This window comes from Novosphingobium sp. (genome assembly GCF_027489515.1).
Classification (GTDB): domain Bacteria; phylum Pseudomonadota; class Alphaproteobacteria; order Sphingomonadales; family Sphingomonadaceae; genus Novosphingobium.
On sequence record NZ_JAIXZS010000089.1, the window covers coordinates 1 to 24,846 of the forward strand.

Annotated in this window: 25 protein-coding genes and 1 tRNA gene; 13 read left to right on the forward strand and 13 right to left on the reverse strand. The window is 65.1% G+C overall.

What is annotated here, in order from left to right; genetic code table 11:
• Positions 1-275 precede the first annotated feature (275 nt).
• The 7 genes from Q0082_RS15475 to Q0082_RS15505 form a co-directional block, all read right to left on the reverse strand.
• Positions 276-1,517: a phage/plasmid primase, P4 family gene (locus Q0082_RS15475; protein ID WP_298194338.1), complete on the reverse strand. Its 1,242-nt coding sequence runs from the start codon at positions 1,515-1,517 to the stop codon at positions 276-278.
• Between the two features lie 197 nt (positions 1,518-1,714).
• Positions 1,715-2,524 carry a toprim domain-containing protein gene (locus tag Q0082_RS15480; protein ID WP_298194340.1) on the reverse strand — a complete coding sequence of 270 codons (810 nt, stop codon included), beginning with the start codon at positions 2,522-2,524 and terminating at the stop codon, positions 1,715-1,717.
• Positions 2,525-2,714: 190 nt separating this feature from the next.
• Positions 2,715-2,882 carry a helix-turn-helix domain-containing protein gene (locus Q0082_RS15485; protein WP_298194342.1) on the reverse strand — a complete coding sequence of 56 codons (168 nt, stop codon included), beginning with the start codon at positions 2,880-2,882 and terminating at the stop codon, positions 2,715-2,717.
• 322 nt (positions 2,883-3,204) lie between these two features.
• Positions 3,205-4,434: an integrase arm-type DNA-binding domain-containing protein gene (locus Q0082_RS15490; protein ID WP_298194344.1), complete on the reverse strand. Its 1,230-nt coding sequence runs from the start codon at positions 4,432-4,434 to the stop codon at positions 3,205-3,207.
• A 196-nt stretch (positions 4,435-4,630) separates the two neighbouring features.
• Positions 4,631-4,704: transfer RNA gene (locus Q0082_RS15495), tRNA-Cys, on the reverse strand.
• Between the two features lie 87 nt (positions 4,705-4,791).
• A complete protein-coding gene (locus Q0082_RS15500; RefSeq protein ID WP_298194345.1) occupies positions 4,792-5,589 on the reverse strand; it encodes a crotonase/enoyl-CoA hydratase family protein in 798 nt (265 codons plus the stop codon).
• A 26-nt stretch (positions 5,590-5,615) separates the two neighbouring features.
• Complete coding sequence (locus tag Q0082_RS15505; RefSeq protein WP_298194346.1) at positions 5,616-6,815, reverse strand: LL-diaminopimelate aminotransferase; 1,200 nt, start codon at positions 6,813-6,815, stop codon at positions 5,616-5,618.
• Positions 6,816-6,964: 149 nt separating this feature from the next.
• Here Q0082_RS15505 and phaC point away from each other — a divergent pair, with 149 nt between their 5' ends.
• From phaC to lptG, 5 genes are all read left to right on the forward strand, one after another.
• On the forward strand, positions 6,965-8,863 hold the full coding sequence (phaC, locus tag Q0082_RS15510) for a class I poly(R)-hydroxyalkanoic acid synthase (RefSeq protein ID WP_298194348.1): 1,899 nt from the start codon (positions 6,965-6,967) through the stop codon (positions 8,861-8,863).
• A gap of 184 nt (positions 8,864-9,047) precedes the next feature.
• Positions 9,048-9,848 carry a phasin family protein gene (locus tag Q0082_RS15515; protein WP_298194350.1) on the forward strand — a complete coding sequence of 267 codons (801 nt, stop codon included), beginning with the start codon at positions 9,048-9,050 and terminating at the stop codon, positions 9,846-9,848.
• 190 nt (positions 9,849-10,038) lie between these two features.
• Entirely contained in the window at positions 10,039-10,458 is a 420-nt protein-coding gene (clpS, locus tag Q0082_RS15520; RefSeq protein ID WP_298194416.1) for an ATP-dependent Clp protease adapter ClpS, read from the forward strand.
• Between the two features lie 122 nt (positions 10,459-10,580).
• Positions 10,581-11,813, forward strand: coding sequence for an LPS export ABC transporter permease LptF (gene lptF / locus Q0082_RS15525; RefSeq protein ID WP_298194352.1), 1,233 nt, complete (start codon positions 10,581-10,583; stop codon positions 11,811-11,813).
• Positions 11,803-12,903, forward strand: a complete 1,101-nt coding sequence (lptG, locus tag Q0082_RS15530) for an LPS export ABC transporter permease LptG (RefSeq protein WP_298194354.1) — start codon at positions 11,803-11,805, stop codon at positions 12,901-12,903. The genes lptF and lptG overlap by 11 nt, the downstream gene beginning before the upstream one ends.
• On the opposite strand, the gene Q0082_RS15535 is transcribed toward lptG, so the two are convergent.
• Positions 12,887-13,780 carry an MBL fold metallo-hydrolase gene (locus tag Q0082_RS15535; RefSeq protein WP_298194356.1) on the reverse strand — a complete coding sequence of 298 codons (894 nt, stop codon included), beginning with the start codon at positions 13,778-13,780 and terminating at the stop codon, positions 12,887-12,889. The two genes, lptG and Q0082_RS15535, sit on opposite strands and share 17 nt — an antisense overlap.
• A gap of 70 nt (positions 13,781-13,850) precedes the next feature.
• On the opposite strand from Q0082_RS15535, the gene Q0082_RS15540 reads away from it, so the two are divergent.
• From Q0082_RS15540 to Q0082_RS15550, 3 genes are read left to right on the forward strand one after another with little or no spacing between them, the layout of a single operon-like run.
• On the forward strand, positions 13,851-14,171 hold the full coding sequence (locus Q0082_RS15540; protein WP_298194358.1) for a metalloregulator ArsR/SmtB family transcription factor: 321 nt from the start codon (positions 13,851-13,853) through the stop codon (positions 14,169-14,171).
• A 4-nt stretch (positions 14,172-14,175) separates the two neighbouring features.
• On the forward strand, positions 14,176-14,688 hold the full coding sequence (locus Q0082_RS15545; protein WP_298194360.1) for a rhodanese family protein: 513 nt from the start codon (positions 14,176-14,178) through the stop codon (positions 14,686-14,688).
• A gap of 4 nt (positions 14,689-14,692) precedes the next feature.
• A complete protein-coding gene (locus Q0082_RS15550) occupies positions 14,693-15,469 on the forward strand; it encodes a sulfite exporter TauE/SafE family protein (protein ID WP_298194362.1) in 777 nt (258 codons plus the stop codon).
• Here the strand turns inward: Q0082_RS15550 and Q0082_RS15555 are convergent.
• The gene (locus Q0082_RS15555) at positions 15,466-16,560 is read right to left on the reverse strand and encodes a fatty acid desaturase (RefSeq protein ID WP_298194364.1); all 1,095 of its coding nucleotides are present in this window, start codon (positions 16,558-16,560) and stop codon (positions 15,466-15,468) included. The two genes, Q0082_RS15550 and Q0082_RS15555, sit on opposite strands and share 4 nt — an antisense overlap.
• 150 nt (positions 16,561-16,710) lie before the next feature.
• Between Q0082_RS15555 and Q0082_RS15560 the strand changes: the two genes are divergently transcribed.
• On the forward strand, positions 16,711-17,898 hold the full coding sequence (locus Q0082_RS15560; protein ID WP_298194366.1) for an N-acetyltransferase: 1,188 nt from the start codon (positions 16,711-16,713) through the stop codon (positions 17,896-17,898).
• 125 nt (positions 17,899-18,023) lie between these two features.
• Complete coding sequence (locus tag Q0082_RS15565; protein WP_298194368.1) at positions 18,024-19,172, forward strand: AI-2E family transporter; 1,149 nt, start codon at positions 18,024-18,026, stop codon at positions 19,170-19,172.
• Here Q0082_RS15565 and Q0082_RS15570 read toward each other — a convergent pair.
• Positions 19,162-20,487 carry a cation:dicarboxylase symporter family transporter gene (locus tag Q0082_RS15570; RefSeq protein ID WP_298194370.1) on the reverse strand — a complete coding sequence of 442 codons (1,326 nt, stop codon included), beginning with the start codon at positions 20,485-20,487 and terminating at the stop codon, positions 19,162-19,164. The genes Q0082_RS15565 and Q0082_RS15570 overlap by 11 nt on opposite strands.
• A gap of 81 nt (positions 20,488-20,568) precedes the next feature.
• Here Q0082_RS15570 and glmM point away from each other — a divergent pair, with 81 nt between their 5' ends.
• From glmM to thiD, 3 genes are read left to right on the forward strand one after another with little or no spacing between them, the layout of a single operon-like run.
• A complete protein-coding gene (glmM, locus tag Q0082_RS15575; protein WP_298194372.1) occupies positions 20,569-21,906 on the forward strand; it encodes a phosphoglucosamine mutase in 1,338 nt (445 codons plus the stop codon).
• Positions 21,907-21,918: 12 nt separating this feature from the next.
• Positions 21,919-22,146, forward strand: a complete 228-nt coding sequence (locus Q0082_RS15580; protein WP_298194373.1) for a DUF1272 domain-containing protein — start codon at positions 21,919-21,921, stop codon at positions 22,144-22,146.
• The gene (gene thiD, locus Q0082_RS15585; RefSeq protein WP_298194375.1) at positions 22,143-22,904 is read left to right on the forward strand and encodes a bifunctional hydroxymethylpyrimidine kinase/phosphomethylpyrimidine kinase; all 762 of its coding nucleotides are present in this window, start codon (positions 22,143-22,145) and stop codon (positions 22,902-22,904) included. The genes Q0082_RS15580 and thiD overlap by 4 nt, the downstream gene beginning before the upstream one ends.
• A 3-nt stretch (positions 22,905-22,907) precedes the next feature.
• On the opposite strand, the gene Q0082_RS15590 is transcribed toward thiD, so the two are convergent.
• From Q0082_RS15590 to cueR, 3 genes are all read right to left on the reverse strand, one after another.
• A complete protein-coding gene (locus Q0082_RS15590; protein WP_298194377.1) occupies positions 22,908-23,144 on the reverse strand; it encodes a hypothetical protein in 237 nt (78 codons plus the stop codon).
• A 131-nt stretch (positions 23,145-23,275) separates the two neighbouring features.
• Positions 23,276-24,154 carry an LOG family protein gene (locus Q0082_RS15595; protein WP_298194378.1) on the reverse strand — a complete coding sequence of 293 codons (879 nt, stop codon included), beginning with the start codon at positions 24,152-24,154 and terminating at the stop codon, positions 23,276-23,278.
• Between the two features lie 212 nt (positions 24,155-24,366).
• On the reverse strand, positions 24,367-24,816 hold the full coding sequence (gene cueR / locus Q0082_RS15600; RefSeq protein ID WP_298194380.1) for a Cu(I)-responsive transcriptional regulator: 450 nt from the start codon (positions 24,814-24,816) through the stop codon (positions 24,367-24,369).
• Positions 24,817-24,846 lie beyond the last annotated feature (30 nt).

Sequence of the window (24,846 nt, forward strand, 5' to 3'; positions counted from 1 at the left end):
CCGGCGCATCTGCGCCTCTGACAACCAGATCAAATCGCTCATGACAACGCCTCCTCAGCGCCGTCATTGAATCAACTGATCGCACGCTACGCAAGCATTTTAATAGGTCCTGAGCCTAGGACGTTCAGTGCAGCTCATCTGACCGACCCCCGGGCCCGATCGGCAGCAGGCACCACAAGGGCCACCTGGGGCCGCTATACTGCCTGTATCACTCTCACGCGCGCCTTTGAGAGTGCATCCGAACAAGGCAGCCCCAAGTGGCCCTATCAGCTCTATCAGCCCCCGAACTGGTCGCGCAAACGCACCCCGCGGTAAACCTTCAGACCCGCCGACTTGCCATGCAGAATGCCCCGGCGTTCCATAGCCGCCTTGAAAGTCTTCATATCTCCGGCGTGTTCGCCAGCGTTGTGCGCGTAGTCAGACCACGAGCGGAACAGCGGCGTAGGTTGCTCCCAAAACGAAGGCCCTCGCTCGCAGCGCTCCTCCAGCCACTGGCCCAGAACGTCCTGATCGCTAAAATATGCCTCCGTAGCCTTTGCCACCTTCTCGGGGCGCATCAAGCCCGCGCTCTGCCATTCAAGGCAGCCCTCGATGGCCCAAGCGAGAATCTGGGGCCACTCCTCGCGGAGCTTTGCCTCAAGCTCCCTGTCGGGCTTGGCGGGCGTCACGACAAAAGGCAGCATGTTCAAACGGCGGCGCATTGCGTCATCGACATTGCGCAGGCTGGGGGCGTGATTGCCCGCGATCAGCAGCTTAAACTGCGGCACATAGGTGAAGTTGTCCTGCCGCATGAAACGCGCGGTGACAGGGTCGCCGCCGGTGATGGCCTTCACCTTGGCCTCAGCCCAGCCGCGCCCTGCATCGGTCTCGCTGGCGGTTACCAGCCGCGCGCCCGTCAGCATGGCCAGTTCAGTCGAATGGCGGTCGTGGCGCGAGTCAGCAAAGGTCTCCATCGCTGCCGTGGCCGAATAGTCGGCCATGATCCCGGCCAGCGTGTTCAGGAAAACCGACTTGCCGTTACCGCCGGGGCCGAACACGAACGCAAAAGCATGCTCCCGCGTGGAACCAGTCAGGCAATAACCGCACCAGCGGCGCAAGAAGGCCACCATCTCGAGGTCATCCCCAGTCGCCTCGGTCAGGAAGCGCAGCCACCGCGTCGGCTCGCCCTCAACAGGCGCACATGCGGCGAGCTTGGTGATATGAGTTTCAGGGCTGGCAGGGCGGATTTCGCCGGTGCGCAAGTCCACAGTGCCACCCGGCGAGCCGAGCAGCCAAGGATCAGCGTCCCACATGGCATGAGTGACAGCGACAGAGGGGTTGACCTGGATCATCGCCTCAACGCCACGGACGGTCTTGCTGGTGGCGATGCGCGGGTTGCTAGTGGCCGCGCCAGCCGCGCGTAGATGGTCGGCAATTTGGTGGCGCACAAGATGGCAATCGTCGGTGGCCCAGCGCTGGCCATCCCAGCGATACCAGCAACATGCGTTATGATCGTATCGCCACTGCGCCGAGTGCATCAAAACAAATTCGCGCGCGAGCGAATCCTCATTCGGGCCACTTGGGGGCGACAGCGAACCGGGAGTGACCACGACCGCAGCCCCATCATCGTTATTGGCAATGGGCAGGGTCTTAGGTGCCTTCAGGGCAGCAATGATGCTATTGTCATTGAGGTCCGCGAAATCGCGGCGACTGTATGTCGCGTGCACATTGTGGTTCATTCGGTAAGCTCCGGAAATACGATAGATGCGCCGGTCAGTGCGGCGGCAGAGCTGGCGGCTTCATGGCCCGCAGGGTCATCATCAGCGGCAATGATCAATTCGAGATCGGGCCGCTTGGCATGGATGGCCTGGGCCACCTTGGGCAGGTTATGGGCAGTCATCGCAGCAACGACTGGCACACCAGTGGCGCGGCGGATGGCGGCAACGGTTGCCATGCCCTCGCCGATCACCAGCCGGTCAGTCGCCTTGCCCACCCACCAGAAAAGGCCAGACGTGCGCCCTCCCTTGGTGAAGAGCTTGCTCCCATCGGGGGCGATGGACTGGACATTTTGCACCTCGCCCATCTCGTCCTGCATCGGTACCAGAAGCCTTGCTCCAGCCTGCCATAGCCGCTCAGAAGCAATGCGCTTGGCCACGAGGTAGGGGTGCCCCGGGTCGGCTGGCACGGCTTGTGCGAGTCTCAGACGGGCTGTGAGAGCCGCTGCCTGCCACCGCGCACGGCGCTCCACTTCCTGCTGCTCTGCGGCGCGGCGGATGACCTGCTGTTCCTCGTGGGTCAGCACTCGGCGCTTTCCGCTCCACTCCGGCAGCAAGCCAGCCGAGCGCAGCATGTCCTTTACCGCGAGCGCCTCTGCTTGAGAGCCATTGTAACACGTCACTAGGACGCCATCAGGCGCACCGGGGGCGATGCGTACTGCAGTCCCCCGGTCGCGCTTGGAATGCCCCGGCGTGGGGGCCAGCACCTGATGACCGCTAACCTCCCCGCCCAAGACATCTGCGATGGCCTGCAAGGTCAAAAAGGCCATCAGAAGATGTCCTCCTTTTCCCTCTCCTGCCACTTCATGCACCAACCATCAGGCTTTACCATTGGCCACGCCGCGTACCCCTTTCTTGCGGGCTTGAAGCGACACGAGCCATACCCACGCGCCCAATGGGGCACCGAGCCAACCACTACGACTTCACCAAAAGCAGCACACGTCTTGCAGCTCTTAGCCATCACGCAACATTCCCGCCCAACGCACGGATGCTTTCGACGGTGACAAGCTGGCGGCTCAAAATGCGGACAGTCTTTAACTCACCCCGCGAGATCAGCTTGTAAACACTGGTCCTGCCAATGTTCAGGGCCTTGGCCGCTACTTCAATCGATACCGTAATGGGTTCCATATATCCTCTTTGTTCCGGTGGAGACGAAGAAACATTCACGCCTCACCACGAAGATATCCGAACCGCTGCGGCTTGAGACGGTCATCTGCGATATTTCCTCACAGGCCCCAAAAGAAACAATGTCGGCAGCCTGTGGCTAGAGCGCCATCGCGGTCGCGCGTCATCCTCGACAGGGCACCCCCGGGGAAGGACCCAAGGCCTGCCCATCAAATTGGCCAGAGAATTCGTTCTGAGGCCCAATGAGGGGCGTTACGCCCTTGCCGCACCTGCCCCCGGCAGGGCGGCTTTTCCCGCGCTGATCGCCCGTCCTGTCGCCTTGCCCCTACGCCGCGCGGACCTTGAGAGGGACGATGTCAGCCCCCTTGCGCAAGGTATCGAGGTAATCGCTCCACCACTGCGCCATTTCCACGCGCTCCCCCCAATAGGCCGCGCGGTGATAGGCCCCGCGCACCCGGTCGCTGTCGCCGTGGGCAAGGGCGCGCTCAATTGCGTCAGGATGCCACTTCCCGCTTTCGTTCAGTAGGCTGGAGGCCATCGAGCGGAACCCGTGCGCGGTCATCTCGTCCTTGGAGAAGCCCAACCGCCGCAACGCTGCGTTCAGCGTGTTCTCGGACATGGGCCGCGCCCGCGTCCGCAAACATGGGAACACATAACCCGTAGGGCCGGTGGCGGTGTGAATCTCCGCGAAAAGCTCCACGACCTGCCGCGATAGCGGCACCACATGGCGCTTGCGCATCTTCATCTTCTCAGCGGGAATGGTCCACACGCCGCCATCAAGATCAATCTCAGACCATTCGGCGTGGCGCAACTCACCGGGGCGCACAAAGACATGCGGGGCAATCTGCAGCGCCCGCTTGGTCAGCCCCTGCCCCTGATAGCCATCAATCGCCCGTAAGAGTTCGCCGACGCGGCTGGCGTCGGTGATGGCGCTGTAATTCTTGGCGCGCGGGGTGATCAGGGCGCCCTTGAGGTCGCGGGTCGGATCAGAGCGCAAGCGAGCCGTGGCGATGCCATAGCGGAACACCGCTCCAGCCAGCTGCAAGGTGCGCCGCGCGCTCTCCATCGTCCCCCGCGCCTCGATCTTGCGGATAGCCGCGAGAACGTCCACCGGCTCGATCTCAGCTATGGCCATCACCCCGATGGTGTCATTCAGCAGTGACAACAAATACTCGCTCCGCTCCGCAGTGGCAGGCGCCCAAGGACGCACACCATCGCGCTTGCGGCGATCGCAATACTCCTTGGAGAGCGCGGTGAAGGTGTTCTCGCTTTGCTGGGTGGCGCGCAGCTTCTCGCGCTTCTTCTCGAACGCCGGATTTTTGCCGGCCGCGAGTTGCTGGCGAGCTTCATCGCGGCGCTTGCGGGCCGCGCTCAGATTAACCTCGGGATAGGTCCCAATAGTAAGCTTTTGCTCCCTGCCATCCACGCGATACTTGAACCGCCACAGTTTGCCTCCGGTCGGCTGCACCAGCAGGAACAGGCCGAGCGTGTCGCCGAGCTTGTAGGGCTTATCCTTCGCTTTCGCCGCCCTTATCGCGAAATCCGTAAGTGCCATGAACCACCACGCCTCCTGTGTCTGTGGCCCCCGTGGGGGCCAGATTTCTGGGGTCGCTGGCGGTGGCCCCCACAGTGGCCCCCAGTTGCCATGTTTGTTCCGGAATGCGGACGAACAAATACGAACCCAAGGAGGGCAGAATATGGCGTGCTTTCAGGGGTGTCTAATCAGGGAGCCTAGCTCGTGACTAGCGAAATGGAGGCCCGAGCCGGAATCGAACCGGCGTAAACGGATTTGCAGTCCGGTGCGTAACCACTCCGCCATCGGGCCCCGATGCGCATCAGCGTGGAGGAGCGCGGTTAGCCGAGCGCCGCCTTGCTCGCAACGGGATTCTTTGTGAGGGCCCGGTAGCCCGGATCAGGGATCGACGAAATCGGCGGCACGCTTTTCCATGCCCGCCTTCACCGCCTCGATCTGGTTGCGCGAATACATCAGTTCGTGCTGCACCTTGCTTTCGGTCAGCAGGATCTGGTCCTCGTCCATATAGGCGGTGCGATTGGTGATAAGCTTGGACCCGCGCACGGCATGCGGGCTCTTGCTCGCGATCTCGCGCGCCAGTGCCATGGCGCGTCCGAGCGGATCGGCATCGACATGGGTGGCGAACCCGAAGGCCGCGGCCTCGGTGCCGTTGAATTCACGGTGGGTGTAGGTCAGCTCGCGCAGCACATCGTCGCGCACGTTGCCGCGCCACAGCACGTAGCCGCCCATATCGGGCACGAGGCCCCACTTCACCTCCATCACCGCCAGCCGGGCATCGGGGTGGGCTATGCGGATGTCCGCCCCGCTCGCCACCTGCAGCCCGCCGCCGAAGCACACCCCGTGCACCGCCGCGATCACCGGCACAGGCAGGTTGCGCCAGACCATCGCAGCATATTGCGCGCGGTTTGCGTTGCCGTGGGTGCGATCGGTGAGGCTGCTGCCACCCCAGCGATCGGTATTGCCCATGCTCGAAAGATCGAGCCCGGCGCAGAACGACCGCCCCGCGCCCGAGAGGACCACGCTGCGCACACCCTTGGCGCTGTGCAGGTGGGAGCCTGCAGCGATGATCCCCTCGAACATGGCATCGTCGAGCGCATTCATCTTGTCCGCCCGGTCGAGCAGCACATGGGCAACATGGTCTTCGATAGTCACACTGACGCGATCATGGAACTTCATGGCTGATCCTGCTCCCGGACGTTTCTTCAGGCGGCGCTGGCGTTGACGCCCATGCTGGACAAATAGCGGCGGATATTGCGCGCGGCCTGGCGCAGACGCTGTTCGTTCTCGACCATGGCAATGCGCACATAGCCCTCGCCGTCCTCGCCATAGCCGACACCCGGCGCGACTGCGACTTCGGCGTGGGTGAGCAGCTGCTTGGAAAACTCGAGGCTGCCCATCGCGCGCAGCGCCGGCGGCAGCGGCGCCCAGGCGAACATCGAGGCGCGAGGGGAAGGGATCTCCCACCCGGCGCGGCCGAACGCTTCAACCATCACGTCGCGGCGCTTCTGGTAGAGCAGGCGGTTCTGCTCGACGATATCCTGCGGCCCGTTGAGCGCGGCGCATGTTGCTGCCTGGATCGGTGTGAAGGCGCCGTAATCAAGGTAGGATTTCACGCGGGTCAGCGCGGCGATAAGCTGCTTGTTGCCAACCGCGAAGCCGACGCGCCAGCCGGCCATCGAGAACGTCTTCGACATCGAGGTGAACTCGACCGCGACATCCTTCGCGCCGGGCACTTCGAGGATCGAGCGCGTCGGCTGACCGTCGAAATAGAGTTCGGAATAGGCAAGGTCCGAAAGCACCCAGACCTTGTTCTCCTTCGCCCATGCCACCAGCCGCTCGTAGAACGAGATGTCGACTATCTCGGCCGTGGGGTTCGACGGGTAGTTGACGATAACGACCGAAGGGCGCGGCACGCTGTAGCGCATCGCGCGGTCGAGCGCTTCCCAGTAGCGTTCATCCGGCGTGGTCGGCACAGAGCGGATCGTTGCGCCGGCGATGATGAAGCCGAAGGTGTGGATCGGGTAGCTCGGGTTCGGGGCCAGCACGACATCGCCCGGCGCGGTGATCGCGGTGGCGAGGCTGGCTAGCCCTTCCTTCGAGCCCATGGTCATCACGACCTCGCTCTCGGGATCGAGCTCCACGTTGAAACGGCGCGCATAGTAATTGGCCTGCGCCTTGCGCACGCCGGGGATGCCCTTGGACGCGGAATAGCCGTGCGCATCGGGCTTCATCGCCACTTCGCAGAGCTTTTCGATGACATGCGCAGGCGGCGGGAGATCGGGATTGCCCATGCCGAGATCGATGATATCCCGCCCGCCGGCGCGAGCGGCGGCCCGCATCGCGTTCACTTCGGCGATGACGTAGGGCGGCAGGCGCTTCATGCGGTAGAATTCTTCGGTCACGGTGGTTTCTCACACTCCTTTGACGCAGCAAAAGCGCCGCGCCACGGCGTCCCTTACGACAATCGTCGGCATCTGGGAACCGGAAGGGCTCACAACCTGCGCATTCGGCGCTATAAGCCCTCCCACGCGCAACAGGGATGCAGACCACGATGGCCGAAATCGGAACACCGCCTGAAAGCCCGCTCGATACTGCGGTGATCGAGGATCTGATGCGCCAGCAGGGTGAGGCAGTGCAGGCGTTGTTCGCGCCCTTCCTGCCCACGGCATCGACCCCCCTGCCCAATCTGGCGCAAGATCCGGCGGCGATGCAGCACTGGGCGATGTCGGCAGCGAAGCTGCAGAAGATGTGGCTGGATTTCGGTGCTGAACAGGCGGGCCAGGTCGAGCCGGTCATGGCCCGTATGGCGGACCCGGCGCGCTGGACGGCGATGTTCACTGACTGGTACGCCACGCTGCCGCTCTCGCAGGCCGAGACCCAGGCCAAGCTTTGGGAAGACGGGCTGGAGCTGTGGACCACGGTGCTCGGCCGCTATGGCATCGGGCCTGCGGCCAGCAAGGAAGAGTCGGCGCCGCTGCCGCGCAAGGATCGCCGCTTTGCCGATCCGCGCTGGGCCGAACAGCCCTGGTTCGCGCTGCTCCACCAGACCTACCTGCTGCTGGCCGAAAAACTCACCGCCATGGCCGCCGACGTGAAGGGCCTGCCGCCCGAGCGGCAGCACCAGGTGCAGTTTTTCACCAAGCTGGTCGTCGACGCGCTGAGCCCGGCCAACTTCCCGATGACCAACCCCATCGTGATTGAACGCACGCTCGAAACGCACGGCGAGAATCTCGTCAAGGGTGTCGAACACATGCTGGCCGACGTGCGCAAGGGCCAGCTCACCCACACCGATCCGCAGGCCTTCGAGCTGGGGCGCAACATCGCGGTTACCCCGGGCAAGGTCGTCCACGAGACCGCGCTGTACCAGCTGATCCAGTACAGCCCGACCACGCCCGACGTGCTCGCCGTCCCGCTGCTGATCTTCCCGCCGTGGATCAACCGCTTCTACATCCTCGACCTCAACCCGAAGAAAAGCTTCATCCACTGGGCGGTCGAACAAGGGCTGTCAGTGTTCGTCGTCTCGTGGAAATCGGCCGATGCCTCGATGGCCGATATCGTGTGGGACGACTACGTGATGGCGCAGGTCGAGGCGATCGACGTGGTTCGCAAGCGGCTGGGTGTGCCGCAGGTCCACGCCATCGGCTATTGCGTCGCGGGCACCACGCTGGCGGCGACGCTGGCGCTGATGGCGCGGCGGGGCGACGCGGACAAGGTGCGCTCGGCCACTTTCTTCACCGCGCAAGTCGATTTTGAAAAGGCCGGCGATCTCAAGTCGTTCATCGACGACAAGCAGATCAAGCTGCTCGAAAGCCTCTCGACCGACGGCTACCTCGACGGGCGCTACATGGCGGCCACGTTCAACCTGCTGCGCGGCACCGACCTCATCTGGAATTATGTCGTCAGCAACTACCTGCTTGGCGAGGACTATCCTGCGTTCGACCTGCTGCACTGGAATGGTGACACCACCAATCTCCCGGCTAAGTGGCACAAGGCCTATCTGGAGGACCTCTACCGCGACAACCGGCTGGTGATGCCGGATTCGCTGGAGATCGACGGCACGCCGATCGACCTGCGCCTCATCGCGACGCCATGCTACATCCAGGCCGGGCGCGAGGATCACATCGCGCCGCCGGAAAGCGTGTGGAAGCTTACCCGCCTGCTCTCGGGCCCCTGGCGCTTCCTGCTGGCGGGTTCGGGCCACATCGCGGGCGTGGTCAATCCGCCGGACGCGGGCAAGTACCAGTTCTGGCGCAACGATGGCGCGCCCACGACGCTGGCCGAATTCGTCGCCGGCGCGCGCGAGACAAAGGGCAGCTGGTGGCCCGACTGGATCGATTGGATTCGCGCCGAGGATGCCGCGATGGTCCCGGCCAAAGGCAAGCGCGTTCCCGGCGGGCGCGGAGATCCTGTTATCGAAGATGCCCCAGGCCGCTATGTGAAGACGCGCTGAGCGCGTTTCGGCCAAATGTTAGCGGTACCCGCCATGATGGCAATATCTTGTCATGGTGCAGTGCACAATAACCCTTGACCTCGGGCCAATCGGCTCCTATTTTGTGCAGTGCAACACGGTCTTCTGCCAATCCAACTCGTTGGTTTCGTGAGAGGGGCGTGTCCGGCGCAGGAGCAGTCAGGTCATGGAAGACGAAGTCAAGGATATCGCAAGCGCAGCAATCGCCGCGCCAAGCGCCGAGGCTGAGATCGCCGCGGCCGAGCCGCTCGTGCAGTCTGCAGGGCTCGAGGTGGAGGCCGTTCCGGCAGCCACCGAAAAGCCGAAGGGCAAGCCTGGTCGTCCCCGCAAGGTCGCCGCGCCTGCTCTCGCAAAGGCTGTCAAAGCGCCGGTGGCGCCGGCTGTTAAGCCGGTCCGGAAGGCCAAGGTAAAGGTTGTGAAGCCCGAACCGAAGCCCGCCGCGAAAATCAGCACCACCCTCGTCAAGACCAACAAGAAACAAGCCGTCTCCGTGAAGAGCGCGGCTGCGAAGCAGAAGGACTTTACCATCATGAACGCCATTCCCACCGAGATGACCGAGACCATCCAGACCGCGATGAAGGAAGCCGCCGAAAAGGCGAAGGCCGCACTCGAAAAGAGCCAGGCCGCGCTGGGCGACATGGGCGCCTTCACCAAGGGCAACGTTGAGGCCGTCGTCGAATCGACCAAGATCCTCGCCACCGGCCTCCAGGAAATGACCAAGAGCTACGCCGCCGAGACCAAGACCGTGGTCGAGACGATGCAGGCCGAGATCAAGGAACTTGCTTCGGTGAAGTCGCCGGCCGAGTTCTTCGAGAAGCAGAACGCGATGCTGCGCAAGCAGTTCGACGCCGCCATGGCGGTCACCTCGAAGAACAGCGAAGCGATGCTCAAGCTCGCCAGCGAAGCCTTCCAGCCGATCTCGAACCGCGTCAGCCTCGCGGTCGAGAAGATCAAGCACGCCGCCTGATCGGCGTCTTGCGCCCGCGCTAAGGCGCAGGCGGACCTTGAACACGCAACGGGCTGGATGGGATTTCCCTCCAGCCCGTTGTCGTTTCCGGGCCGAAAGCACGGCCTCGGAACTGGACTTTGAGGCCAAGTGTTCACCCGCCTCTTGTACGCGGGGGCCTGCGATGCGATATTCACTTCACGCCATGAGCATGAAAGCTAACCTCGGCGCCCTCAAGGGCCCTGCCGCCTACAGTGCCGCATTCGCGGTGCGCGTCCCCGTGCGCGCGGCTGATGATGACGAGCCCAAGGGTCCCGGCACCGGCGGGGGCGATGACGATCAGGTCGGCATTGCTACCAAGACGCGAACCCGCCCGAAGAAGCCCAGCATGTTCAAGGTGCTGATGCTCAACGACGATTACACGCCGATGGAATTCGTCGTGATGGTCCTCAAGCGCTTCTTCAACATGGACCTCGAGCAGGCCACACGCGTGATGCTCCATGTCCACCAGAAGGGTGTCGGCGTCTGCGGGATCTTCCCCTACGAGATCGCCGAAACCAAGGTGAACCAGGTGATGGATTTCGCCCGGCAGAACCAGCACCCGCTGCAGTGCACGCTCGAGAAGGCGTGATTCGCGCCTGAGCGACTGCCAGCATCGACGGACAACCGGCCGCCACCGTATTTTCGCCTTCCGCCGGGCCCTGAACCGGGCTAACCCGAGCCGTCCTTCCGGTCCAGCGAGCCGCCCCGCCCTTGCCTTTCCTTACCGCCACTGACCGATACATCGCCCGGCTCGTCTTCGTGCCGATGTGCGCGGTTTTCGTGATCGCGGCGTCGCTGCTCGTGCTCGACAAGATGCTCAAGCTGTTCGACTTCGTGGCGACCGAAGGCGGGCCGGTCAGCGTCGTTTTCAAGATGCTGGCCAACCTCCTGCCCGAATACGCGAGCCTGGCGATTCCGCTCGGCCTGATGCTCGGCATCCTGCTCGCCTTCCGCCGCCTTGCCACATCGTCGGAGCTCGACGTGATGCGCGCTGTCGGCCTGTCCTACACGCGGCTGCTGCGCGTGCCCTACCTGTTCACCGTGGTGCTTGCCGCGCTCAACCTGCTGATCGTGGGCTATCTCCAGCCACTCTCGCGCTACTATTACGAACAGCTGCAGTTCGATCTGCGCTCGGGTGCGCTGGGTGCCTCGATCAAGGTGGGGGAGTTCAACACCCTGCAGGACCGCACCGCGCTGCGTGTCGATTCGAGCCGCGACGAGGGCCGCGACCTGCGCGGCATCTTCGCGCGGATTGCCACCAAGGACGGGCAGGTCCTCGTGATCTCCGCGCGTGAAGGCCAGTTCTTCGCCAACAAGGAAAACCCCGATACGGTGATCCTGCGCCTCTCCGAAGGGCAGATCGTGCAGGACGGCCCGGGCATCACCTCGCCGCGCGTGCTCACCTTCGCGACGCATGACCTGCCGATCGACCTGCCCAAGATCGAGCAGTTCCGCAGCCGCGGTGAGCGCGACCGCGAATACTTCCTCCCCGAACTGCTGCGCATCGGCTGGAGCAAGGATTCGAGCGAGGCCGCGCGCTATCAGAGCATCGCCAGCCTCAACTACCGCCTCGTTGAAGTGGCAATGATGTTCCTCCTGCCGCTGCTGGCTGTCGCGCTCGCGGTCCCGCCCAAACGCTCGAGTTCGGCGCTCGGCGTGTTCGTCTCGATCGTGATGGTGGTCGCCTATCACAAGGTCAACGAATACGGGCAGGATGTCTCCAGCCTCGGCCGCGTCGATCCCACGCTCGCGCTGTGGGGGCCGTTCGCGCTGTTCGCCGCGCTGATCGTCTCGATGTACTGGCGGCTGGCCTATGTGCCCGGAGGCCAGCCGATCGGCGCCCTGGAAACCGGCTTTGCCAAGATCACACGCTCGGTGATGAAGCTGTTCTCAGCGCGCAAGCCAGCGCGGGCCGAGGTCTCGGGAGCCGTCGATGCAGCTTGATTTCTTCCCCTCGCGCACGATCACGCTCTACATCGGACGGATGTTCGCGGTGCGGATCATCGCCGTGCTGCTGATGCTCGTGCTGGTGCTGCAGATGCTCGATCTGCTGAGCGAAAGCGGCCGTATCCTCGCCGCGCCGGGCAATGGGCAGGGCGAGTTGCTGACATATGCGGGCCTCAGGATTCCGCAGCTGATCAGCCGGTTCCTGCCCTATTCGGTGCTGCTGGCAACAATCATCACCTTGATGACGCTCAACCAGAACAGCGAGGTGATCGCGCTGAAAGCGGCGGGCCTGTCCGCACATCAGGTGCTGGCACCGCTGTTCCTTGTCGCCGCGCTGACCTCGCTGGTCACGCTTGCCTTCAACGAGCGCGTGGTCGTGCGTGCATCGGCCACGCTCAAGGCCTGGCAGGCAGTCGATTACGGTGCGATCCCGCGCGACAGTGCGGTCAAGACCAACGTCTGGCTGCAGGACGGGGGCAACCTGCTCTATGCGCGGTCGGTTACCGGTATGGGCGATCAGACCCGCATGACCGATGTGAGCTGGTATCGCCGCGATCCTGCCGGGATGGTGACCGAGATCGTGCGCTCGCCCGAGGCGACTTTCGCGAAGCCGGGCTGGCACTTCACCCGCCCCGGCGGCTTCGATGTGCAGAGCGCGCGCCGCCTGACTTATCCAGCTGGCGAGATCTTCGCGCGGAGCGTCGATCCCGCGCAAGTGGTGATCCGCAAGGCGGATGCGGACGGGGAATCGATCGGGCAGCTGTCGGATTCGATCGCCGCCATCCGCGGCGCCGGCTACCGCACCAGCGAGCTTGAGGGCAAATGGTGGCACAAGCTTTCCGGCCCGCTTTCGGCGCTGCTGATGCCGCTGCTCGGCGCGGTTGCCGCGTTCGGCCTTGCGCGCTCGGGCATGCTCTTCGTCCGCGCGGTCATCGGCATGGCGCTGGGCTTTGCCTACTTCGTCGTCGACAACGCCGCGCTCGCGATGGGCAACTTTGGCGGCTATCCCCCGCTCCTCGCCGCCTGGGCGCCGTTCTTCCTGTTCCTGCTGATCGGCGAGACGGTGCTCGTCAGGACAGAAGAGTAGCGGCAACCGCGTCGCCCGCGCGCAGCGGCAGACGCAGCGCCTGAACGCCCTGGGCATCGACCGGCGGCAAGCGCCCGGCACGAATGTTCACCTGAATCGAGGGCAGCAGGAGGCGCGGCGGCGCAAGCGTGGCATCGCGCGCTTGCCGCTGGGCCACGAAGGCGGCCTCATCGATGCCGTCATGCGCCTGCACATTCGTGCGCCGCTGCTCACCAACGGTCGTCTCCCAAGCGAACTCGCTACGCCCCGGCCCCTTGTAATCGTGGCAAAGGAACATGCGGGTCTCGTCCGGCAGCGCCAGCAGGCGGCGGATCGAGCGGTAGAGCGCATGGGCATCGCCGCCCGGAAAGTCGCACCGCGCGGTGCCGTAGTCCGGCATGAACAGCGTGTCGCCGATGAACACGGCATCGGCGACGTGAAAGCTGATGCACGCGGCGGTGTGGCCCGGGGTGTGCATCACGGTGAAGGCCAGGTTGCCGAGCGGCAGCACTTCGCCATCATGGAGCAGGCGGTCGAAGTCACGGCCTTCGGGGAGCAGGTCATCCGCCCCGAACATCGGCTTGAAGACCGCCTGCACCTCGGTGATCATGGCGCCGATGCCGATCCATGCCCCAGTGCGCCCCGCAATCAGTTTTGCCCCGCTGAGGTGATCGGCATGGGCATGGGTTTCGAGCACCATTTCGATCCGCCAGCTGCGCGCCGAGGCCGCAGCCATGATCGCCTCGACTGATGCCGAGCCGATGCGCGCCGAGGCCTGATCGTAATCGAGCACCGGATCGATCACGGCGGCGGCACCGGTCTCAGGGTCAGCCACGAGATAGGATACGGTGAAGGTCGGCTCATCGAAGAAAGCGAGAATCTCGGGCTGGGCAGGCATGGCAGGCGTCCTTTCGAGGCACCTTTATATTAGGTATTGCTAAATTAGCAAGTCCTGATATAAGGCACTCATGACGATCCATCCACCCCTCGACACCGCCACGTTTGAAGCCAACGCCACCAAGGTCGCGGCCGTCCTGCGCGAGCTCGCCAATCCGCACCGGCTGATGGTGCTTTGCTCGCTGGTCGAAGCGGGCGAAATGAAGGTTGGCGAAATCGCACAGCGCGTCGGGCTTTCGCAGTCCGCACTCTCGCAGCACCTCGCCCGGCTGCGCGAGGATGGCCTCGTCGCCTTCACGCGGGAGGCGCAAGTGCTGCGCTACCGGATCGCCGACAGCCGCATCGAAGCGCTGCTGGCCACGCTCTACCAGCTCTATTGCACCGAGGATTGAAACCATGACCCTGCCCAAGATCACCCCCGCTGAAGCCCGCCGGCTTGTGGCTGGCGGCGCGCGCCTGATCGATATCCGCTCGCCGGACGAATATGCCCGCGCCCGCATTCCCGGCTCCGAGAACCGGCCGATCGACTCCCTCGGCCGCGTCGGCGATGCACCGGCGGTGGTCTATCACTGCCGCAGTGGCATGCGCACCACGGCCAATGCCAGCCAGCTTGCACAAGCGAGCGATTGTCCGGCCTATCTGCTTGAGGGCGGGCTCGATGCGTGGCGTGCCGCCGGGCTGCCAGTTGCGGAAGACCGCAAGGCTCCGCTCGAGATCATGCGGCAAGTGCAGATCACGGCTGGCGCGCTGGTCGTCCTCGGCGTGGTGCTGGGCTTCCTGTTCAGCCCGGCCTTCCTTGGCCTTTCTGCCTTTGTCGGCGCAGGCCTGATGTTCGCCGGCACCACGGGATGGTGCGGCATGGCCAAGCTTCTCGCAGCGATGCCATGGAACCGGCGCGCGGCGGCCTGATCCCATGCCGCTTGCCACGCTCCTCGCAGCACTCGTCAGTGGCGGGCTGATCGGCTTGATCCTGGCCGGGCTGGGTGCGGGCGGATCGATCCTGATGACTCCGCTGCTGATCTATGTGGTCGGCGTGGGTTCGGCCCATGCCGCAGTGGGGACCAGCGCGGTCGCAGTCACGCTCAATGCCCTCGTCAGCCTCGTCGGCCACGCCCGCGCTGGTACGGTCAAGTGGCGCTGCGCGGGCGTTTTTGCAGTTTCAGGCGTGATTGGCGCGGCCATCGGGGCAGAAGTGGGCAAGGCGCTCGACGGGCGGCATCTGCTCCTGCTCTTCGGTCTCCTCATGATCGGCGTAGGCCTTGCCATGCTGCGCCCGCGCCGCGGCGAGGAGCGCGCCGATGTGCGCCTGACTCGCACCAGCGCGGCTCACTTGCTTCCCCGCCTCATCCCGATCGGGTTTGGCACCGGCCTCCTCGCAGGCTTCTTCGGGATCGGCGGCGGGTTCCTGATCGTGCCCGGCCTGATCGCGGCGACAGCCATGCCGATGCGCAACGCCGCCGGCACCTCGCTCGTGGTCGTTGCCGCGCTGGGGGCGACGACCGCCACCTCGTACGCCGTGTCGGGACTGGTTGCCTGGCCGCTGGTCGCTGTGCTGGTGATCGGCGGCCTCGGCGGTGCGGCGCTGGGCCTCGCCGGTGCGCGCCATCTCGCGGCCCGGCGCGGCCTTGTCGAGCGCGGGTTTGCCCTGCTCGTGATCGCCGTCGGGATCTACGTCGCCGTCACGCGTTAGCGTGCGGTCATCGTGCTGCGCACCAGCCGGCCGAGCAGCGGGAACAGCCCGGCATAGCTCGAACGGGTATAGGTCGAGCCCATGCCGAGCTCTGCGCTCAGGCGGCGATGCGCTTCACCCAGCGCGTGATAGGGCACGCTTGGCAGCAAGTGGTGCAGCGCATGATAGCGCAGGCCAACCGGCGCCCACAGCACCGTCAGCCAGCCCGGCGGCGGCACGTTGACCGAATCGAGGTACTGCCCCGTCACCGTCATCGTCTCGCCCTCGTTCTCCCACAGGTGCGCGACCAGCGTGCGCGCCTGATTGAGCACGGCGCCGAGCGCGATCACCGCGATGCCGATCAGCAGCGGGCGCCAGCCATGCGTGGCCGACCAGCCGAGCAGGAACCACGCCCAGGCGGACGCGCCGAACTCCTGCCAGAACACCATCCGCGCAAAGTCACCCTCCGGCGGGCGGCGGCGAAAGGCCGGGTTGATCGCCAGCGCCGAGGCGCGCGCCCAGACCAGCCAGCGCAGCGGCGGGATGATCGCGCCTAGCGGCACGAGCACAGCCGAACGCACCAGCAGCGCGACCGGCAGCAGCAGCGCAGTCAGCAGAAACACCGGCAGCGACCACGGCTTCATCAGCGCGAGCGGCAGGTATTCGGGGTCCTCCGCGGTGCCATAGCGCGTGCGTGCATGGTGCAGCGGGTGGACGCCCTCATACATGAACGAAGGCGTGAGCATCGGAATGCCGACGATCAGGTTCCACACGAAGCGGAAGCCGGGCAGCGCATTGCGGTGGATATGCGAAAGCTCGTGGATGAACAGCAGCGCACGGTAGAAGGCGAGCGCCGACAGCACGCCGCAGGCCACAGCGAGCCACCCATTGGTGGCAAGGATCGCCCCGGCCAGCGCGGCATAGCCCGTCAGCGCCGAAGCGAGCATGTCAGGCCAGAAGATCGCAGGGCTGGCCTCGCCCAGATCGCGCGTCAATTCGACCGCGGCGCGCAGCATGGCCTTGTCGTCCGGCGTGCGCGCGAGGATCGCGGCGTCGCCAGACGCATCGGCCTTCGGCTGCGGGGCCGTTTCGATCGAAGGAGAGGCGAGCATGCGTGTTTCCTGATTGACCCGAGAGTGCCTGATAGACCTTGAACCGCTTGTCCAGAGACCCTTTGAGCCGTGTCCGCTTGACAATCCGACCCGGGCCAACGCAGGCAAGCCCTGCATTTTTTCCTAGTACTTCCAAACAAAGGCAAGATCGTGGCCGGAACTCCAGACAATGCCCATTCAAACGCTGGCGGCGAAGTAGTCATCACCCCGGTTTCCGGCAAGGCCGACCGCACTGCCTTTGTGGACCTCGCCTACAGCATCAACGCGAGCGATCCCGCGTGGGTCCCGCCGCTGCGCATGGAAGCGGTGGAGCTTGTCACGCCCGGCAAGAACCCGTTCTTCGAGCACGCAGATGTGCAGCTGTTCCTCGCGCGCCGTGCTGGCAAGGTGGTTGGCCGCATCTCGGCGCATATCGATCACCTCGCCGTCGCGATGGACCCGGTGCAGGGCATGGGTCCGGGCACGGGCAACTGGGGCCTGCTTGAGGCCGAAGACGAGGCGACGGCGCGCGCACTGATCACCCGCGCGGAAGACTGGCTGCGCGAGAAGGGCATGAACCGCGTGCTGGCCCCGATCTCGATGTCGATCTGGGAGGAGCCCGGCCAGCTCGTGCGCGGCTTCGAACAATCGCCCACGGTCATGATGGGTCACCAAAGCAAGCGCTACCCCGCCTATATCGAAGCGCTGGGCTATACCCATGCCAAATCGCTGCTCACCTACGAGCTCGACATCACCAGGGAATTCCCCCCGCTCATCCAGCGCATTGTCGCTTCGGGCGAGAAGAACCCGCGCATCCGCATCCGCGGCGTGGACAAGAGCAAGTTCGATGCCGAGGCCAAGCTGATCCTCGATATCCTCAACGATGCCTGGTCGGACAACTGGGGCTTCGTCCCCTTCACCGACACCGAGATCGCCTACGCCGGCAAGAAGTTCAAACCGATCGTGCGCGAGGATCTGATCATGATCGCCGAGTACGACGGCGAGCCGGTGGCGTTCATGATGACGCTGCCCGATCTCAATGAAGTGCTGAAGCCGATGGGCGGCTCGCTGTTCCCGTTCAACTGGGCCAAGCTGCTCTTGTGGCTGCGCAATCCGCGCGTGCGCACCATGCGCGTGCCGCTGATGGGCGTGCGCAAGAGGCTTCAGTCCTCGCGCCTTGCCAGCCAGCTCGCCTTCATGATGATCGAATACATCCGCCGCAATTCGGTGACGCGCTATGGCTCCACGCGCGGCGAGATCGGCTGGATCCTCGATGACAATCAGGGGATGGTCGCCATCGCCGATGCCATCGAAAGCAAGGTCAACAAGGAATACGTGATCTACGGCAAGGGGCTCTAAGCGAAACAGACGGCTCGGTCGCGGCACCGGCCCCCGCACTTCCGCGCGCTTCGCGCCTCGCTCATCGCAAACGCGCATCTCCCGCCTTGATCCCGCCACACGCGGGGTCCAGATAGCGGCGCGAGATGGCCGACATGCCCGATCCCGAACTGGAACCCGGCACCGCCGTGTCCCGCCTCCCCGATGAGTGGGCGGGCGATACGCGCGCGCGGCTGCAATCGGCGATCGTGCTGCTGCTCATGGCCGGGCTGTTCCTCGCGCTGCCCTTCGTGCTTTCGATCGGTTCGGTGGTGTTCCTGCCGCCGGTCTCCGCCGTCGTCATCACGATCATCCTTGCCCCGCTCGCAGACCGCATGTGCCGCCTTGGCCTGCCCGACATGCTTGCCGCACTTCTCGCGATGCTGACGATGGCCGGCGTCATCGTCCTCGCCCTCGCGCTGATCCTTCAGCCGGCCTTCGCCATGGTCGATCAGGTGCCGGACATGCTGACAGTGGTCAGCCGCCGCTTTGCGGAATGGCGCGGCAACCTCGCGTGGATCAACGATTTCAACCGCCAGCTTGCGCGCCTGCTCGGACACAGCCCGCGCGAGGTCGTGCTCGCCAGCCCCTCGGTGATCGAGCAGGTTGCCTTCGCCACGCCGAGCCTGGTGCTCGAGACGCTGGTCACCCTGCTGATGACCTTCTTCATGATCGAAACGCGCCTGCGCGTCCGCCGCCGCCTTGCGCGCGACGGCGACAGCGTGAACGCCTCGGTGCGCATCGCCCGCGTGATGCGCGATGTGCAGGACCGTGTGGCTGGCTATCTGCTCACCGTCGCGCTGATCAACCTCGGCATTGGCGTGATCGTCGCTTGCGGCGCCTATGCTTTCGGCCTCAGTGCGCCGATCATGTGGGGCGGCCTCGCCTTCGTGTTCAATTTCCTGCCCTACCTCGGCCCGCTGGCGATGATGGCCTTGCTCGGGCTGGTCGGGCTCGGCACGGCAAGCTCGATGTCCGTGGGCTTTGTCCCGATGCTCGCCTTCATGGGCCTCCACGCGATCGAGGCAAACTTCGTGACGCCCGCGATTCTCGGCGCGCGGCTGACGGTGAGCCCGGTCTCGATCCTCGTCGCGATCAGCTATTTCTCGTGGATCTGGGGCGTACCCGGCGCGCTGCTCTCCGTACCGATCCTGCTCATCATCGAGGCCATGCTCGACAACCTCGGTCGCCCCAACGTGATCGGCTTCCTGCTCGGAGAGCCGCTGTTCCGGCCCGCTTCAGGGCTCAGTCGCTAGCGGGCTCGTCGTCCAGCCCCGGCATCGCATCGACTACCGCCGTGACGGCAACGTCGAGCGTCACATTGCCCAGCGTTCGCATGAGATCGGGCAGCACTTCCACCGCCACCAGCAGCGCCAGCGGCCCCACCGGTACGCCCATCGCCAGCGCAATCGGCCCGCACGATGTGACGAGGCTGATCGCGCCGGGCAGGCTCACCGCGCCAAAGCTCATCACCGAGGCGACCGCGAAACCAGCCACCATGTGCCAGGTATCAACCGGAATGCCGAGCCAGTGCGCAAGGTAGATCGCGACGGCAAAGTTCATTGCCGGGCCGGTGCCGCGAAACAGCGCAACCGCCAGCGGCAAGGTAAACTCGGCCGCGCGATCTCTAATGCCGAGCTGGCGGCAGGCGCCGAGCATCGCGGGAAGCGAGGCCAGCGAAGACTGCGTCGAAAGCGCCAGCGCCTGCGCCGGGATCACTGCGCGGGCGAAGGCTCCCAACGGCTGCCGGCCGAACAGCACGGCGATGGGATAGGCGCTGAGGAACATCACCGTCCCCGTCAGCGTGACGATCAGCACATAGTGCGCCAGCGCGCCGATTGCCGCCGCCCCGGTATGCGCCGCGACCGCAAAGCTCAGGGCAAAGACGCCGACCGGCGCGGTCCACAGGATCCAGCCGACCACGATCAGCGTTGCCCCGCCCACGCCTTCGAAGAACGTCAGCAGGCTGTCGCGCTGGCGCAGGCCGAGCCGCGCGGCAGCGACCGCGAAAGCCGCTGTGAACAGCAGCAGCGGCAGGATCGCATCGTTCGCGGCAGACGCAAAGACATTGGCGGGCACGAACGAGGCCACGAAATCGCCCGCCCCCGGCAGCGGCCCGGCATTCTGCGCCGTGGCAGCGGACATGCTCGATCGCAGCGCCTCGGCCGCGCCCGGCGGGCTGGGGATCAGCGCGAGGAGTGCGGGCACCACGAAAGCGGCCATCGCCGAACCGCCCGCAAGGATCAGATAGAACCAGCCGAGCGCGCGCCGCGCCATCGCACCCGCACGGGCCGCCGCGACAGTCTGCACCATGCCCATGAACAGCAGCGAGACGACCAGCGGAATGATCGTGGCGCGGAGCGCCCGCAGCCACATGTCGCCCAGCGGCTCTGCCACTGCCAGCGCCGGTGCCAGCGCGCCCGGCGCGCGCATGGTGAGCAGGAGCCCCAGCCCGAGGCCCGCGATCAGCCCGACAAAGGTCCACAAGGTGGGCACCCGGGTGATTTCAGGCAGGGTGCCGGAGGAACCCGCCTCACCGGCGGATGACATATCGTTAATCGGTTGGTTCATCGGGCGGTGACATTAAGCGTGTAGGGGCATATGGCAATCCGCGCTGCGCTAGCGCTTTCGCAAAGGGACTTGTTTCAGGCAATGGCACGCAAATTCTTCGGCACCGACGGCATCCGGGGCCGGACCAACGCCGGTGTGATGACCGCCGCCACCGCGATGAAGGTGGGCCAGGCGGCCGGCACCTATTTCCTGCGCGGCGATCACCGCCACCGCGTCGTGATCGGCAAGGACACCCGGCTTTCCGGCTACATGCTGGAGAACGCGATGACCGCGGGCTTCACCAGCGTCGGCATGGATGTCGTGCTGCTCGGGCCGATGCCCACGCCGGCCGTCGCCCTCCTCACCCGCGAAATGCGCGCCGATGTCGGCGTGATGATCTCGGCCAGCCACAACCCGTTCGAAGACAACGGCATCAAGCTGTTCGGCCCTGATGGCTTCAAGCTTTCCGACGAGGACGAACTCGCGATCGAGGCGATGCTCGAGCAGGACCTGCCGCTCGCCGATGCGAACGACGTCGGCCGCGCCCGCCGCATCGAGGATGCGCGCGGCCGCTATATCCACGCGGTCAAGGCCTCGCTCCCGCACAACGTGCGGCTCGATGGCCTGCGCATCGTGGTCGATTGCGCGAATGGCGCGGCCTACCACGTCGCCCCTTCTGCCCTGTGGGAACTTGGCGCCGAAGTCATCGCCATCGGGGTCGAGCCCAATGGCAAGAACATCAACGCCGGGGTCGGCTCGACACACCTCGATGCGCTCAAGGCCCGCGTGCGCGAAGTGCGCGCCGATATCGGCATCGCGCTCGATGGCGATGCGGACCGGCTGATCGTGGTCGACGAAAAGAGCCAGACGGTCGATGGCGACCAGATCATGGCACTGATCGGCGGCCGGCTCCATGCACAGGGCACACTGCGCGGCGGCGGCGTGGTCGCCACCGTCATGTCGAACCTCGGTCTGGAGCGGTACCTCAATAGCCTTGACCTCGAACTCGTGCGCGCTTCGGTCGGTGACCGCTATGTGCTCGAGAAGATGCGCGAGGGCGGCTACAACGTCGGCGGCGAACAATCAGGCCACATGATCCTGACCGACCACGGCACCACTGGCGATGGCACCGTTGCTGCGCTGCAGGTCCTCGCCGCGCTGGTCGCTTCGGGCAAGCCCGCGAGCGAGACGCTGCACTTGTTCGATCCCGTGCCCCAGCTCCTGAAGAACGTGCGCTTCGCTGGCGGCAAGCCGCTCGAAGCCGCCAGCGTCAAGGCGGTGATCGCAGAGGCCGAGGCGCAGCTTGCCGGCAAGGGCCGCCTTGTCATCCGCCCCTCGGGCACCGAACCCGTCATCCGCGTGATGGCCGAAGGCGACGACGCGCGCGAAGTGGAGCAGGTCGTCGATGCGATCTGCGACGCGGTCCGCAAGGCCGCCTGAGGAGGACCCCCGATGCTGGACATGCGCCCCGATTGCGAACGCTGCGGTACCGACCTTCCGGCCGAGGCGCCGGGCGCATTCATCTGCTCGTTCGAGTGCACCTTCTGCGCGGAATGCGCCGAAGCGCTCGATGATCGCTGCCCCAATTGCGGCGGCGAACTGATGGACCGCCCCAGCCGCGCCAAGGCGCTGCACGCAAAGTATCCGCCTTCGACCGAGCGGAAGTTCAAGGCAAAATGACGCAGCCACCCCGGGTGGCCCCCAGAATCCTGGCCATCGCCGGTTCGGATTCGGGCGGCGGCGCGGGCATTCAGGCCGATATCAAGACGATCACGATGCTCGGCGGTTATGCGATGACCGCCGTTACCGCGCTCACGGCCCAGAACACGACGGGCGTCACCATGGTGGAGGCCGCCAGCCCCGCGATGGTCGCCGCGCAGATCGATGCCTGCACGAGCGATCTCGGTGTCGACGCAGTGAAGATCGGCATGCTCGGTTCGCCCGGGATCGCCGCCGTGGTGGCGGAGCGGCTGGAGCGCCTTGCCGTACCGATCGTATTTGATCCGGTGATGATCGCCACCAGCGGCGCTGCGCTGGCCGACGCCGATACTATCGCCGCGTTCGAACGGCTCATGGCGCTTGCCACCCTCACCACGCCCAACGTGCCCGAACTCGCCGCACTCGGCGGCGCAGTCGCCCTGCGCGCGCGGGGCATCGCCTGGCTTGCCAAGGGCGGCGATGCGGAAGGGCCCGATGTGACCGATCGGCTCGCGGTGCCAGGCAAAGAGGATGTGGTCTGGACCGCGCCGCGCATCGCAACGCGCCACACCCACGGCACCGGCTGCACACTATCGAGCGCCATCGCCACGCACCTCGCGCGCGGGCTATCCCTCGCCGATGCGGTGGCGGAAGCACGTGCGTTCGTGCGCGCCGCCCTGCTTGCGGCGCCCGGCTTCGGCGCAGGACACGGCCCGCTGGGGCACTACGCCATCCGCTAAGTGTCAGCTGCGGCCGCGCGTCCCCGCAATCGCAAGCAGCTTGCGCCACAGCCGCGCACGGCGTTCGCCGGTGAGAACAAGGATCAGATTGATCAGGAATACGGTTATGCCGACGAAGCCGAAGAACCCGCTTCTGGTATCCCCGATCCAGTAACCCAAGCCCAGCACCAGCAGAATCGAAGGCACAAACAGCAGGCTGAGGAACGCAAAGATTTTCGCAAAGATCAGGAACTGCTTCATGCGCCGGGGCCCTAGCCAAACAGGGCCAGCAGGGATGGCTGACCTATCTAGTTGGCATTGAGGGCTTTTCCCGGCTCAACCAATCGCCCGAACGGGCGAAAGCACGGCATGCGGACTGCCCCTAGGGGCGGTCAGTCGAGATCGAGGCCGTAGAATGCGGTGATATGGCTCCAGGCTTCCTCCGCCGTCTCGACCACGTGGAACAGGCCAAGGTCAGCCGGGCTGATCACACCTTCCTCGGCCAGCGCGGCAAAGTTGACCACGCGGCCCCAGAAATCCGCACCAAACAGCAGGATCGGGATCGGCTGCATCTTGCCCGTCTGGACCAAGGTCAGCAGCTCGAACAGTTCGTCGAACGTGCCGAAGCCGCCCGGGAACGCCGCCACCGCCCGCGCGCGGAGCAGGAAGTGCATCTTGCGCAGCGCGAAATAGTGGAACTGGAACGAAAGATGCGGCGTCACATAGGCATTGGGCGTGTGCTCGTGGCGCAGCGTGATGTTGAGCCCGATCGATTCCGCGCCGACGTCCGCCGCGCCGCGATTGGCCGCTTCCATGATCGAGGGACCGCCGCCCGAGCAGATCACGAAGTGGCGCTTGCCGTCTTCCACCACCGCGCTGCGGCTGGCGATCTGCGCCAGCTTGCGCGCCTCCTCGTAGTAGCGGGCCTTGGCGATCAGCCGCTCGGCGACCTTGTGCTGCTCGGGCGTCTTCGCCGCCGCGCGCACGGCATCTGCCTCTTCTGGTGCGGGAATGCGCGCCGAGCCATACATCACGAGCGTCGAGCCGATCGCCGCCTCGTCGAGCAGCATTTCGGGCTTGAGCAGCTCGAGCTGGAAGCGCACCGGGCGCAGTTCCTCGCGCAGCAGGAAATCGGTGTCGCGGAAGGCCAGCCGATAGGCCGGATCCTGCTGCTGCGGGGTGACGTATTCGTGGCTTTCGACAAAGCCGGCTTCCTGCTCGGCCTTGTAGAATCTGCGCTGCGAGAGTTCGTGGGCTTCTTCGTCGGTCATGGCCCCAGCATGTCGCAAGGGCCGCGCCAATGCGCAATGGACGATGCATGCGGTTCAACAATTTGCTGCGATCAGATTGGCGCTGGCCGGTATGCTTTTGCCGCTACGGACAAGCGGCAAATAGGCCCACATCCGATGCAGCGGCATGTGCTCACCCTTGCTGAGGCCCGGGAAAAGGTTGCGGCCTGACCGAGCCCCAGATCCGGCGCCGACTACGGCTGGCGCCGCAAGGCCCCTTCGGAGGAGGGCTTCAAGCCGGACCAATCGATGAGTGACGGCTCTTCCAGATCGGCAAGGATCGGGCAGTCAGGGCGATCGTCGCCATGGCAGCAAGCAACCAGCGTGCCCAGCGTTGCAGCCATTGCCTCAAGGCTGCGGGCGCGCTCCTGAAGCCGTTCGATATGCGCCTTGGCGATGCGCATGACATCCGCACTGTGGCGGGATTTATCGCGCCACAGGCCGAGCAGATCGTTGATCTCAGACACGGCAAAACCGAGGTCGCGCGCGCGGCGGATGAAGCACAGCATGTGCACGTCAGAAGGCGAATAGTCGCGGTATCCGGAATCCCGCCGATCCGCTTTCGGGATCAGCCCAATCTGTTCGTAGTACCGGATCATCTTGGTCGAGACGCCCGATGCCTGCGATGCCTGGCCGATATTCATGATGATCATCCTTGTCCAATTGCAGCGAAA

Coding starts and splice junctions, on each gene's coding strand:
- Q0082_RS15545 (WP_298194360.1), top strand. CDS start 14,176: ATGACCCTGCCCAAGATCACCCCCGCTGAAGCCCGCCGGCTTGTGGCT.
- Q0082_RS15565 (WP_298194368.1), top strand. CDS start 18,024: ATGGCCGACATGCCCGATCCCGAACTGGAACCCGGCACCGCCGTGTCC.
- Q0082_RS15480 (WP_298194340.1), bottom strand. CDS start 2,524: ATGGCCTTTTTGACCTTGCAGGCCATCGCAGATGTCTTGGGCGGGGAG.
- Q0082_RS15555 (WP_298194364.1), bottom strand. CDS start 16,560: ATGCTCGCCTCTCCTTCGATCGAAACGGCCCCGCAGCCGAAGGCCGAT.
- lptG (WP_298194354.1), top strand. CDS start 11,803: ATGCAGCTTGATTTCTTCCCCTCGCGCACGATCACGCTCTACATCGGA.
- glmM (WP_298194372.1), top strand. CDS start 20,569: ATGGCACGCAAATTCTTCGGCACCGACGGCATCCGGGGCCGGACCAAC.
- Q0082_RS15535 (WP_298194356.1), bottom strand. CDS start 13,780: ATGCCTGCCCAGCCCGAGATTCTCGCTTTCTTCGATGAGCCGACCTTC.
- thiD (WP_298194375.1), top strand. CDS start 22,143: ATGACGCAGCCACCCCGGGTGGCCCCCAGAATCCTGGCCATCGCCGGT.
- clpS (WP_298194416.1), top strand. CDS start 10,039: ATGAAAGCTAACCTCGGCGCCCTCAAGGGCCCTGCCGCCTACAGTGCC.
- Q0082_RS15500 (WP_298194345.1), bottom strand. CDS start 5,589: ATGAAGTTCCATGATCGCGTCAGTGTGACTATCGAAGACCATGTTGCC.
- Q0082_RS15590 (WP_298194377.1), bottom strand. CDS start 23,144: ATGAAGCAGTTCCTGATCTTTGCGAAAATCTTTGCGTTCCTCAGCCTG.
- Q0082_RS15595 (WP_298194378.1), bottom strand. CDS start 24,154: ATGACCGACGAAGAAGCCCACGAACTCTCGCAGCGCAGATTCTACAAG.
- Q0082_RS15485 (WP_298194342.1), bottom strand. CDS start 2,882: ATGGAACCCATTACGGTATCGATTGAAGTAGCGGCCAAGGCCCTGAAC.
- Q0082_RS15515 (WP_298194350.1), top strand. CDS start 9,048: ATGGAAGACGAAGTCAAGGATATCGCAAGCGCAGCAATCGCCGCGCCA.
- Q0082_RS15550 (WP_298194362.1), top strand. CDS start 14,693: ATGCCGCTTGCCACGCTCCTCGCAGCACTCGTCAGTGGCGGGCTGATC.
- phaC (WP_298194348.1), top strand. CDS start 6,965: ATGGCCGAAATCGGAACACCGCCTGAAAGCCCGCTCGATACTGCGGTG.
- Q0082_RS15540 (WP_298194358.1), top strand. CDS start 13,851: ATGACGATCCATCCACCCCTCGACACCGCCACGTTTGAAGCCAACGCC.
- Q0082_RS15490 (WP_298194344.1), bottom strand. CDS start 4,434: ATGGCACTTACGGATTTCGCGATAAGGGCGGCGAAAGCGAAGGATAAG.
- cueR (WP_298194380.1), bottom strand. CDS start 24,816: ATGAATATCGGCCAGGCATCGCAGGCATCGGGCGTCTCGACCAAGATG.
- Q0082_RS15475 (WP_298194338.1), bottom strand. CDS start 1,517: ATGCACTCGGCGCAGTGGCGATACGATCATAACGCATGTTGCTGGTAT.
- Q0082_RS15580 (WP_298194373.1), top strand. CDS start 21,919: ATGCTGGACATGCGCCCCGATTGCGAACGCTGCGGTACCGACCTTCCG.
- Q0082_RS15570 (WP_298194370.1), bottom strand. CDS start 20,487: ATGAACCAACCGATTAACGATATGTCATCCGCCGGTGAGGCGGGTTCC.